Below are 11,389 nucleotides of genomic sequence, written 5' to 3' on the forward strand. Positions count from 1 at the left end.
CGGCCCGTCTCAAACAGCTTGGAGCCGACCCGGCCTAGACCAGACCAAAATGACGTTTGTAGCGCTCGTCCATGGCCTCCAGATCCAGCAGGACGGGAAAGTCCGCCGTATTGAAATCGGGGTCCCAGGCCGGTTCACCACAAATGGTGGCACCCAGCTTCAAATATCCTTTGATCAGCGGGGGGATGCGCGCCGGCAAATCGCTGTTCAAACGCTCGACCGGGTAGCGGTTCAAGGGTTGCACACGAGGGAGCTGCGGATTGTCCTGCATGGACTTTTGGGCCACACGCCAGACTTCGGCTGCCGTAACACCATCATCGCGCAGGCTGACGCTGGCGCAGCCCAGCAAATAGCGATAGCCCCCCACCCGTGTCAATGCCGCAATACCACCCCACAACATCATGATGGCCGACCCGTTGCGATAGTCGGGGTGGATGCAGGAGCGCCCCACCTCAACCAGGCTGGGACGCAGCCCATCCAGGGCACTGATATCAAATTCGGACTCTGAGTAATAGCCGCCCGCTTTATAGGCATTTTCAGGGGTGAGCAAGCGATAAGTACCGACAACCCGATTTTCTTCGGGCTCGGTAACCATGAAATGCTCGCACCAGGGATCAAAGCGATCTATATCCAGACCATTGTGCTGGTCTGGAAAGACTGCGTTCATTTCCTGAGTGAAAACCTGAAAACGCAAGCGCTGAAGGCATTCGAGCTCGGCCTGGGTGCGCGCCAGACGCAAGGCCAAGCCTCCTACAGTATGACCCGCCCAAGTATTTCCCCAATCCACTTCAGTACGTTCGCGCTCAAGATTTAGCATCGTGATGACTCCAAACACTTTCGTGCATCATGCACAAACAATGTTTCAGGTATTTGATAGCCACATTACTATTTCATTAAATCTACTGCAAGCAAGGTATCAATGCCTGCTTGAGCCAGCTCGGTTTGTTCTGCTTCCACCATCAGACGCAGCTTGGGTTCGGTGCCCGAGGCGCGTATCAGCACACGACCGCGATCGCCCAGCATTTCTTCGACTTCTCGGGTAGCTTGTTGCAAACCAGCATGGTTCTTCCAGTCCTGACCGGGCTGTAAAGGAACGTTAACCATGATCTGCGGATACATCTTCAGGCCTTGGGTCAATTCAGGCAGGCTCTTGCCGCTGTGACACAGAGCGGTCAGGACCTGCAGGGCGGCAATGATGCCATCGCCCGTTGTGTGCCATTCCAGACACAACAAATGACCCGAGCTTTCGCCACCGAAAACCCACCCTTTCTGCTGCATCAGTTCCAGCACATAGCGGTCGCCCACTTTGGCACGGGCAAATTCCACGCCCAGTTCCTGCATCTTCTTCTCGAAACCCAGGTTGGTCATCAGCGTGCCCACGACCCCTTTAACGGGCTGAGTCTGCAGATGATCCGCAACAATTAGATACAACAGTTCGTCACCATTGTAGATGCGCCCTTGCGAGTCAACCATCTGCAGACGGTCGGCGTCGCCATCCAGTGCGATACCCAGATCAGCGCCATGCTTGCGCACCTCTTCGGCCAGCTTCTCGGGATAGGTAGCGCCCACTTCCTGGTTGATGTTAAAGCCATCGGGCTGCACGCCCACGGCAATTACCTCTGCACCCAGCTCGCGAAACACATGCGGAGCAATGTTGTAAGCCGCACCGTGCGCCGCATCCACCACAATCCGCAGCCCATCCAGGTTCAGGTCATTGGGAAAAGCGCTCTTGCAAAATTCGATATAGCGGCCGGCCGAGTCGGCCAGACGGCGGGCACGCCCCAAGGACTCGGACTTGACCCAATGCATGGGCTGGTCAATGGCCTGCTCGATCTTCAACTCGACCTCGTCCGGCAACTTGGTGCCTTGAGCGGAGAAAAATTTGATGCCATTGTCGTAGTACGGATTGTGCGAGGCGGAGATTACGATACCGGCTGCCAGACGCAGCGTACGTGTCAGATACGCCACCGCAGGCGTAGGCACAGGCCCTGCCAGCAAGACGTCGATACCAGCAGCCGACAAGCCCGCTTCCAGCGCCGATTCCAGCATATAGCCGGAAATCCGCGTGTCCTTGCCAATTACAACAGTGGGGCGACCGCTACCCTCGTACTGGGCGGCCAGCACTTGTCCAGCTGCGTAACCCAAACGCAAGGCGAACTCCGGGTTAATGGTTGGACCACCTACTTCACCGCGGACACCATCGGTGCCGAAATATTTACGATCGCTCATTCAGAGACTCCACATTCAACCGCATTCCACACATCCAACGCTTCGCGCGTGGCGGCTACATCATGGACACGGACAATTTTTGCGCCCCGCGCCACGCAGGCAAGGGCTGCCGATAGACTGCCAATCAAACGCTCACTGGCGGGTTTTCCCGTGACATGGCCAATCATGGATTTACGCGACAAACCGATCAACCAGGGGTAACCAGGTACTGCCGCCTGCTGCAAACCACGTAACAACTGATAGTTGTGGGCTGCTGTTTTACCAAAGCCGAAGCCGGGATCCAGCATGATACGCTTGGATTCAATGCCTGCGCTTACTAAGGCGTCACATCGTTGTTGCAAAAAATGACGTACATCAACGACAACATCATCATAGTGAATCTGCTCTTGCATGGTTCTTGGTTCGCCCTGCATATGCATGACGCATAGGCCGCAACCCGAGTCCCGGACAGCCTCGATGGCGCCGGGCATGCGCAAGGCGTAGATGTCATTGATCATATCGGCACCGGCAGCCAGGCTGGCACGCATGACCTCTGGCTTGAAGGTGTCCACCGACAAAGCCACACCACTCTCGCGCAGGCCCTCGATCAGAGGAATCACACGCTCAAGTTCTTGTTCCAGGGAAACGGGCTCGGCACCAGGGCGAGTGGACTCGCCACCGATATCCAGAATGTCTGCGCCTTCGGCGATTAATTGACGGGCGTGGTCCAGCGCCCGAGGCAAGTCATTGTGAGTATTGCCATCATAAAAGGAGTCTGGGGTGACATTCACAATCCCCATAACCAAAGGGCGCTCCAGCCCAAACTGGAAGCGCCCACAAGACCACTCAGGGTAATTCATGAAATAGGCGTGGCCTAGGTAAGTAAGTTAAGCAACGGGCGTTGACGCCGCGGCACCTTTGTCATCCGCTGGGCTGGGACCCGCTGCGGGAGGCGTGGCGCCATCGGAAGGCGTGTTGTCATTGCTGTTGGGCACGTGTGGCGCCCGTGGCGGCAAACCTTTCATGATGTCGTCGATCTGATCGGCATCAATGGTTTCCCATTCCAGCAAAGCCTTGGCCATGGCATGCATCTTGTCGCTATTGTCCTCGATCAGCTTGCGCGCAACAGCGTACTGCTCATCGATGATCTTGCGGATTTCGGAATCCACTTTCTGCATGGTGGCTTCGGATACGTGCGTGGTCTTGGTCACACTACGACCCAGAAACACTTCACCTTCGTTTTCGGCGTAGACAACCGGGCCCAGGGAGTCGGTCATCCCGTAGCGCGTCACAATGTCGCGAGCAATCTGCGTAGCCCGCTCAAAGTCGTTCGACGCGCCAGTGGTCATTTGATTCATGAACACTTCTTCAGCAATACGTCCCCCAAACAGCACGGCAATCATGTTCAACAGGCGCTCTTTGTCCATGCTGTAACGATCACCTTCCGGCAATTGCATGGTGACGCCCAGGGCACGACCACGAGGGATGATCGTGACCTTGTGAACCGGATCTGTCTTGGGCAGCATGCAAGCCACCAGCGCGTGACCCGCTTCGTGGTAGGCCGTATTGCGACGCTCTTCCTCGGGCATGATCATGGTGCGACGTTCTGCACCCATGATGATCTTGTCCTTGGCGCGCTCGAAGTCCTGCATATCCACGGTGCGACCGTTACGGCGCGCTGCAAACAGGGCGGCTTCGTTGACCAGGTTGGCCAGATCGGCGCCGGAGAAACCGGGCGTACCGCGAGCCAGCACCACAGCGTCCACGTTGGGTGCCAAAGGCACTTTACGCATGTGAACTTTCAGAATCTGCTCGCGACCACGGATGTCAGGCAGACCGACAACGACTTGGCGGTCGAAACGGCCTGGACGCAGCAAAGCGGGGTCCAGCACGTCAGGACGGTTGGTAGCGGCAATCACCAGCACACCCTGGCCCGTTTCAAAACCGTCCATCTCAACCAGCAACTGGTTCAGTGTCTGTTCGCGTTCGTCGTTGCCACCGCCCAGGCCAGCACCACGCTGACGGCCGACAGCATCAATTTCGTCGATAAAGATAATGCAAGGCGATTGCTTCTTGGCGGTTTCGAACATGTCGCGAACGCGAGAAGCACCCACACCGACAAACATTTCCACGAAGTCCGAACCGGAAATGCTGAAAAACGGCACTTTGGCCTCACCCGCAATGGCACGGGCCAGCAGGGTCTTACCGGTACCGGGCGAGCCGACCATCAGGATGCCGCGAGGAATGCGACCACCCAGACGCTGAAAGCGGCTTGGATCGCGCAGAAAGTCCACCAGCTCCTGTACGTCTTCCTTGGCTTCGTCGCAACCGGCTACGTCAGCAAAGGTCACGGGGTTGGAATTCTCGTCCAGCAAACGGGCACGCGATTTACCAAAGCTGAACGCCCCGCCCTTGCCACCACCTTGCATCTGGCGCATGAAGAACACCCATACCCCAATCAACAGGAGCATGGGGAACCAGGAGATGAACAGGCTGGTCAGGAAGGAAGGCTCTTCGCGGGCCTTGCCCGATACCTGCACACCGGATTTCACCAGTTCAGGGACCATCCACAGGTCACCGGGGGACGTCAGCGTGTAGCTGCGACCGGAATCCGGCGTGACATGCAGGGTATCACCCTGAATATCCACCTTGCTGATGCGGCCGGAACGGGCATCATTCATGAATTGCGTGTAAGTGACGCCATCAGTGGCTGGCGGCCGGCCGTCAAACTGCTTGAAAACAGTAAACAGCACCAGCGCAATAACCATCCAGATCGCGACTTTGGAAAACGAATTGTTCAAAGCCAATCTCCTGCGATTGCGATAACTTGTCCGATATGCTTACACATAGCTGAACAAGCGCCATACATAGTTCATTCTACCCGATTCAAGGACCGGCAAGTCATAAATTACCTGCGCTTTACACCACGGGCAACGAGAAAGGTCTCGGCGGATTTATCGCGCGAAGCCTTGGGTTTACGCTCGACGACTCTGACAAAATTCTGTTTGAAAGATTCCACGATCTGGGAAAACCCGCTGCCATGGAAGGCTTTGACAATCAAGACACCCTCATCGGTCAGATGCTGCAAGGCAAATTCCTGCGCCAGCTCGCATAAATGCTGGATGCGGGCGGAATCGGCCGATGCCACACCAGACAAGTTGGGGGCCATATCCGAAATCACAAGATCTACTGCAGCGCCTTTTAAAGAATCCTGCAACTGCGCCAGCACCGAGTCCTCGCGAAAATCGCCTTGCATGAATTCCACCCCCGCAATGGGTTCCATTTCCAATATATCCAGTGCGATAATGCGACCATTGAGCACACCGCCGGGGCCGACCATGCGTTCACGTATCAGTTGCGACCAACTGCCCGGCGTCGACCCCAGGTCCACCACGACCTTGCCCTGAACCTGAATCTTCTCCAGATCCAATATTTCACTGAGCTTGAAGGCCGCACGCGCACGATACCCCTTTTGTTGCGCCAATTTGACGTAGGGGTCATTTATATGCTGCTGAACCCACTCTTTAGAGAATTTTTTCTTGGCCATTCCCGTACAATCTCTTTATGCCAAAACTCAACCTTACACCTCATGAGCGCAGCGACCTTCGTGCTGCTGCTCACGCTTTGCGCCCAGTTGTCCTGATTGGAGACAATGGCCTGACTGACGCTGTGCTCAAAGAAATCACCGTCCACCTGCAAGCCCACCAACTCATCAAGATTCGCGTGGCCGGTGATGACCGTCAGGCTCGTCTGACCATGTTAGAACAAATCTGCGATGCGCTCGATGCTGCCCCTATTCACCATCTGGGCAAAATCCTGACGATCTACAGACCCAATATTGAACGCCCCCCTGTTTTGGGAGCGCCCATCGAAAAACCTACTCGCGCGGTGCGTAAGCCCTCGGAGCCTTACACGCCCAAGAAACTGGCCGCATCCGGCGTCCAACGCACACGCAGCACCGAACGGGCTCGCCGTGCGGAAATGAAGGCTGAACGCAGCAGCACCCAGGAGAAAAAAGCCTCGGCCGCCCCGCGCAGCGTTCAGAAGTTCACCGCAGTCAAACCGGCTGCTGCGCCACGTCGTAGCACCAGTCGTCCGGGCAGTGCCATGTCCTTGCGAGCTGGCGCCCGTCGTGGACTGGGCGGTTCGGGCAAACGCTAAGCGCCCGTAAATTATAAGGCCCCGGCAGAATGTACAGGGGCCTTTCTTTTGCGTGCAGTCAGCAGCAGCGGGATAAACCCGCCGCTCAACGCCCGATCAAATGTATTTGATCGACAGGATTTCGTATTCACGAATGCCGGCTGGCGCCTTGACCTCAACCACATCGCCCTCGCTCTTGCCGATCAGGGCGCGCGCGACAGGGCTGGAGATGGAGATTTTGTTGGCGCGGATATCCGCTTCAACATCACCCACAATCTGGTAAGTCACTGTATTGCCTGACTCCAGGTCCTCGATTTCAACCGTGGCGCCAAACACGATGCGACCATCGGCTTCCAGGGCGGCAGGCTCGATAATCTGGGCGTTGGACAAGGTGCCTTCCAGTTCGGCGATCCGCCCCTCGATAAAGCCCTGGCGCTCACGCGCGGCATCATACTCGGCGTTCTCGGACAAATCGCCTTGTGCTCGCGCCTCAGCGATGGCGTTAATCACATCCGGACGTTCCACCGTCTTGAGGCGGTGTAATTCGACTTGCAAACGTTGTGCGCCCTGCGCAGTCAATGGGATCGCAGACATAGTATTCCTGCTCAACAAGTAAAAGACGCTCCGTAGCAGGAGCGCCTGGAAGATAGGGGGATAACGATGATGGGGCAAACAATCAAACAGGCCGGATCGGCTGACCTGAAAGACCTGCCGACCGTGCAGCGTACATCAAACACACTGCCCAGGCCTTAAGCTGCCGACTGCCCCAATAAGGCTTTTCCATCACGGAGAACTTCCGCGGCAGAAAAAAACCCCGCGAAGAACCGGGGTGTGAGATCTATTGTCGGCAAACTGCCTGAAAATAGCAAGCCCCTCTAACCCCTGTGTAAAAAAACAGAGGTCTGAGAAGCGGGAAGGCTGGCCATCTCACCGGTCAGGGAGTTTGCCGGGCCGCTGAGGGCCACAGCAAAAGGGATTGGCTCTACGGGCGACTAGCCCTTGTTTCGGCCAGAACCTCGCAACAAGGCGTGGAGCAAAATGGCGCCAAAGGTGGCACAGCCGATCCCATCGAGCCGGATCACACCAAACTGCAAGGAGAAGTTACCGGCCCCCAGGATGAGCGTGACCGCGGCGACCAGCAGGTTGCGGTTATCGCTGAAGTCCACCTGGTTCACCACCCAGATACGGGCACCGGCAATCGCAATCAGACCAAACACGACGATGGACATGCCCCCCAGCACCGGACCGGGAATGGATTGAATGACAGCACCGAATTTGGGCGAGAAGCCCAGAAAAATCGCAATCACCGCGGCAAAGGCAAATACCAGCGTCGAGTAAATGCGCGTGGCCGCCATGACACCAATATTTTCAGCGTACGTGGTGACTCCGGTTCCCCCTACCGAGCCGGACAGCATAGTGGCCACCCCATCTCCCACAAAAGCTCGCCCCAGATAACCGTCCAGATCCTGGCCCGTCATGGCACTCACGGCTTTGATGTGACCCAGGTTCTCGGCCACCAGAATAATGGCCACCGGCACAATCACGGTCATGGCGTGCGCCTGAAATACGGGCGTGGAGAAGGTGGGCAGGCCCAACCAGGCCGCCTGGGCAACCGGCGCGAAATTGATCGGGGTGCCGTAGCCCATCACGTTGGTGAACAGCCAATACAGCACGCAGGCCAGAAGCAGACCCACCAGAATCAACAGGCGCTGAGCCACACCCCGCGTATAGACGGCAATCCCGCCTACACACAGCACCGTCATCAAAGCCATAAGGGAATCAAAAGTACCGGCACCCATGGCGCCCTTGGCAGCAATGGGTGCCAGATTCAGGCCAATCACGGCCACAATGGAGCCGGTAACCACTGGCGGCATCCACTGGTTGATCAGACGTGCCGCGCCACCGTGAGTGCGCGCATTAAATACCCAGACCAGCGCACCGATCAGCGTATAGACCAGACCGCAGATGATAATGGCCCCGAGAGCCACACCAATATTGGGATTGGGACCGCTACCGGCATAACCGGTCACCGCAATCACCCCACCAATAAACGCAAAACTGGACCCAAGGTAACTGGGGACGCGGCCACCTACAAACACGAAAAAGATCAGGGTGCCAATACCCGACATCAAAATAGCCAAGTTGGGATCAAAGCCCATCAACAAGGGGGCCAGAATGGTGGAACCGAACATGGCCACCACGTGCTGGGCGCCCATCGCAATGTTTTGCGGCGTTGCCAGACACTCGTCAGGTTGCACAACCGCACCCGGTTCGCTGCCGGACACACGGCGCCAACGCGGAAAGTAAGACTGAGACATAGAGGGTTCCAGAAAAGGAATAAAGAAATACCGCTGAATTCGGCCTACGCTCGCACCAGCGCTTCCAGAAGCACCGGCGGATTCATTGAGGCATGATTTTAAACGTGAAAGACCCAACAAGGCACCTGAAAATAAGGCTGCACGCGATAAACACCATGTTGGACCAAGCAGAAGCAGGTTTCACCACGGTTTCTGCCTCCATCCTCAGGCTATATGCGGTATATACCCTCTCTATCTGCTTGTGCTTGACCGGCCCGTTACAATAGCGAATCAGCCTGCCTTTGGCAGTCAGATTCCCTACCTGAATAATGGCCGCAAGCATGAGTACGTCTATTTGTCTGATCCGCCACGGTGAAACCGCCTGGAACGCTGTACGTCGCTTACAGGGCTGGCAGGATATCGCCCTGAACGAGACCGGGCGGGAGCAGGCCCGGGCCCTGCACAGTTACCTGAGCTCTCCGGCATTTCAACAGTCCGTGGACGCCGTCATCAGCAGTGATCTGCAACGCGCCTGGGAAACCGCCGAGATAGCCTGTCAGCACTGGGACATCGCCATTGAGCGGCTGCCCGGATTGCGCGAGCGTGGCTTTGGCAAACTGGAAGGTCAGGCCTGGGATGCGGCAGGCCGACATGGTCCCGACCAGCCCGACGACACGGTTGATATTGATTATGCGGTAGAAGGCGGCGAATCACTGCGCCAGTTTCAAACCCGGGTTTTGGACTGCTTTGAGACGCTGTCCCAGACACATGCCGGCAAGAACCTGCTGGTCTTCGCCCATGGTGGCGTCATTGATATGGTCTGGCGAAAACTGAACCAACAGGCACTCAATGCCAAACGCACTCATGCCATTCTGAATACCAGTTTGAACTTCTTCAATATTGATGAGGACCTGAACTGGACCTGCACGCAATGGGGGCAACTGCCTCATCTGAATACGGCGCTGGACGAGCAGGCCTGAGCCCCCACCAGGCCTCGGTAGCGCCAGGCAGCAGCCAGAGGAAGGTGATCAGGCCTTGTTGTTCAGCCGTGGCTTGCGAGGAGCCCCGCGCGCAAGACGGTCGTAGAGCCAGTCAGGCAAAAGACGCATCAGCCGCGACACAATCCCCATTTGCCAAGGAATAACCCGGTAGGAAACACCCTGCTCAATGGTCCTGCGGGCTTTGCGGGCAAAGTCTTGGGCCGGCATCAAGAAAGGCATGGCGTAAGGATTATGGGCCGTCATGGCCGTGCGGATATAACCAGGCGTAATTGTCACGACGGACACGCCGTAAGGCGACAACTCCAGACGCAAGCTTTCGCAATAAGCGATAACCGCAGCCTTGGAGCTGCTGTACGCACCCGCACCGGGCAACCCACGAATACCTGCCACGCTGGCAATACCGACCAATGAGCCCTTGCCTGCCGTTTTCATGGTGCTGATAAACGGTTCAAAGGTTGCCACCATCGCCAGCAGATTTGTCTCCACAATGGCCTTGAATACGGCAAAGTCTTCCGTTTCTTCCGTCAAAGTCCCCGCACTGATCCCCGCACTGGCAATAACCACGTCAATTCTCTGGCCCGTGAACTGCAAAAAGTCCTGGGCAGCCTGATGCAAAGCCTCCCTGTCGCGGACATCGGCAACATAAATACGATGTTCGCCCGGCAGGCTGTCAGCCAGCGCCTGGAGTGCTTCCTGCCGCCGCCCGAGCAAACCCAGGCAAGCGCCTTGAGCCGCGTACTCCTGCGCCAGCGCTTTACCCAAACCGCTGCTGGCACCCGTGATAAAGACCGTCTGCATAAGGCTGTACCCGCGCTTTACAGGAAGATCAAGGCAGCAATGCCCAGTACCAGCAACCACTTGAGCACGTAGTACAGGGTTTCGTTTTTCTTCTTGATGGCCTTGCCAAAGCGACGAACCGCATAGACCGTGCCAAAGATGCGGTTGATCCCGCCGGTGCGGTCGCCTTCCTGATTCGGGGCAGCCGCCGCACGCAGCAAAAACCCGCCTACCGCGTGATTGACCGCCTGTGCCCAGCGATAACGCATGGGGCGTTCAATATCGGCAAACAGGATAATGCGGTTCTGATCCGTCTTGTTCTCTGCGTAATGAATAAAGGTTTCATCAAAAACGACGGCTTCACCATCACGCCAATAATAGGTCTGGCCATCCACATCGATGTAGCAGTCAGGACTATTGGGTGTCATCAAGCCCATGTGAAAACGCAAGGAACCGGCGTAGGGGTCCCGGTGTCGCGGCAAGCGCGCGCCCGGCGGCAAAGAAGTAAACATGGCCGCCTTGATCGAGGGAATATCCTTGAGCAAGCTGGTGGTTACCGGGCACAGCTCGCGCGCCGAGGGATGATCGGCGTCATACCACTTCAGGTAAAAGCGCGTCCAGCCGGTTTTGAAAAAAGAGTTAAAGCCTGCATCGTTGTACTTGTCCGAGGCCTTGATGTGGCCTTCGCCAAACAAGTGCTGGGCCTCGGCGCGAATCTCATCGCAGTGTTCCAGCAGTTTGTTAAGTTCCGGGAAATGTTTCAGGTCCAGATAGGGCTGATTCGGTACCGCCGAAAAGCCATACATGAACACATTCAACGGCGCCGTGAAAGTGGAATGGTCCAGCAACTGCCGGGAAAAGCGGTGCCTGACTCGACCCCTGAAGTGCACGACAATCGTACACACAATGAATAAGGCAAGAATGAACCATTTCACGACACGATCTCCAAAGAAGAAAACTTCCACG

At 56.6% G+C, this 11,389-nt stretch carries 11 protein-coding genes; 2 read left to right on the forward strand and 9 right to left on the reverse strand.

The features are described 5' to 3' along the window. Positions 1-34: 34 nt before the first annotated feature. The 5 genes from V6936_RS09215 to V6936_RS09235 all read right to left on the reverse strand — a co-directional run bounded on the left by V6936_RS09215 (position 35) and on the right by V6936_RS09235 (position 5,755). On the reverse strand, positions 35-817 hold the full coding sequence (locus V6936_RS09215; protein WP_003803355.1) for a GNAT family N-acetyltransferase: 783 nt from the start codon (positions 815-817) through the stop codon (positions 35-37). A gap of 68 nt (positions 818-885) precedes the next feature. Continuing rightward, positions 886-2,229, reverse strand: coding sequence for a phosphoglucosamine mutase (glmM, locus tag V6936_RS09220; RefSeq protein ID WP_003803357.1), 1,344 nt, complete (start codon positions 2,227-2,229; stop codon positions 886-888). Then, the gene (folP, locus tag V6936_RS09225; protein WP_039943726.1) at positions 2,226-3,068 is read right to left on the reverse strand and encodes a dihydropteroate synthase; all 843 of its coding nucleotides are present in this window, start codon (positions 3,066-3,068) and stop codon (positions 2,226-2,228) included. The genes glmM and folP overlap by 4 nt, the downstream gene beginning before the upstream one ends. Before the next feature lie 27 nt (positions 3,069-3,095). Beyond that, a complete protein-coding gene (gene ftsH, locus V6936_RS09230) occupies positions 3,096-5,009 on the reverse strand; it encodes an ATP-dependent zinc metalloprotease FtsH (protein ID WP_003803362.1) in 1,914 nt (637 codons plus the stop codon). Between the two features lie 107 nt (positions 5,010-5,116). Continuing rightward, a complete protein-coding gene (locus V6936_RS09235; RefSeq protein WP_003803365.1) occupies positions 5,117-5,755 on the reverse strand; it encodes an RlmE family RNA methyltransferase in 639 nt (212 codons plus the stop codon). Between the two features lie 17 nt (positions 5,756-5,772). Here V6936_RS09235 and V6936_RS09240 point away from each other — a divergent pair, with 17 nt between their 5' ends. Further along, positions 5,773-6,369, forward strand: coding sequence for a YhbY family RNA-binding protein (locus V6936_RS09240; protein WP_003803369.1), 597 nt, complete (start codon positions 5,773-5,775; stop codon positions 6,367-6,369). A gap of 96 nt (positions 6,370-6,465) precedes the next feature. Here V6936_RS09240 and greA read toward each other — a convergent pair whose 3' ends face one another. Further along, complete coding sequence (gene greA / locus V6936_RS09245) at positions 6,466-6,942, reverse strand: transcription elongation factor GreA (protein ID WP_003803370.1); 477 nt, start codon at positions 6,940-6,942, stop codon at positions 6,466-6,468. Between the two features lie 398 nt (positions 6,943-7,340). Beyond that, a complete protein-coding gene (locus tag V6936_RS09250) occupies positions 7,341-8,666 on the reverse strand; it encodes a solute carrier family 23 protein (RefSeq protein ID WP_003803372.1) in 1,326 nt (441 codons plus the stop codon). 320 nt (positions 8,667-8,986) lie between these two features. On the opposite strand from V6936_RS09250, the gene V6936_RS09255 reads away from it, so the two are divergent. Continuing rightward, on the forward strand, positions 8,987-9,625 hold the full coding sequence (locus V6936_RS09255) for a histidine phosphatase family protein (protein WP_003803376.1): 639 nt from the start codon (positions 8,987-8,989) through the stop codon (positions 9,623-9,625). Positions 9,626-9,673: 48 nt separating this feature from the next. Here the strand turns inward: V6936_RS09255 and V6936_RS09260 are convergent, their stop codons facing one another. After that, entirely contained in the window at positions 9,674-10,444 is a 771-nt protein-coding gene (locus tag V6936_RS09260; protein WP_059318719.1) for an SDR family oxidoreductase, read from the reverse strand. 17 nt (positions 10,445-10,461) lie between these two features. Next, positions 10,462-11,358 carry a lipid A hydroxylase LpxO gene (gene lpxO / locus V6936_RS09265; RefSeq protein ID WP_059318718.1) on the reverse strand — a complete coding sequence of 299 codons (897 nt, stop codon included), beginning with the start codon at positions 11,356-11,358 and terminating at the stop codon, positions 10,462-10,464. Between the last annotated feature and the right edge of the window lie 31 nt (positions 11,359-11,389).

The organism is Alcaligenes sp. CHO6, assembly GCF_037120595.1.
GTDB classification, from domain to species: domain Bacteria; phylum Pseudomonadota; class Gammaproteobacteria; order Burkholderiales; family Burkholderiaceae_B; genus Alcaligenes; species Alcaligenes ammonioxydans.